This is a genomic window from Dactylosporangium aurantiacum, from assembly GCF_000716715.1.
GTDB classification, from domain to species: domain Bacteria; phylum Actinomycetota; class Actinomycetes; order Mycobacteriales; family Micromonosporaceae; genus Dactylosporangium; species Dactylosporangium aurantiacum.
This window is the reverse complement of sequence record NZ_JNYJ01000183.1, coordinates 1-298: the sequence shown is the minus strand read 5'-3', so window position 1 is coordinate 298 and position 298 is coordinate 1. Positions and strand designations below refer to the sequence as shown.

Genomic DNA, 298 nt, shown 5'->3' with positions numbered 1-298 from the left:
CGCCCGCTGGTCCCGGCCCAGACTCGTCGCCAAGAGCGACCCCGACCACGACACCATCTGCACCGACATCCGCGAGCAGATCACCGCCCTGCCCACCGGGTCGGTCGTGCTCGCCGAGGACGAAGCCCACCTCAACCTCCTCGCCCACGTCCAGGCCTGCTGGATGCCCACCGGCCTGCGCCACCGCGTCATGACGCCGGGCAAGAACATCCGCCGCACCATCCACGGCGCGATCAACCTCGCCACCGGCGCCTTCCACCACCACGTCTCGGTCCACAACGTCTCCGTCGTGTTCTGC

General features: G+C 69.8%; 1 pseudogene. It reads left to right on the top strand.

Annotated features, from left to right (window positions below):
• Positions 1-298, top strand: a pseudogene (locus OP18_RS59045) (IS630 family transposase); the annotation flags it as partial.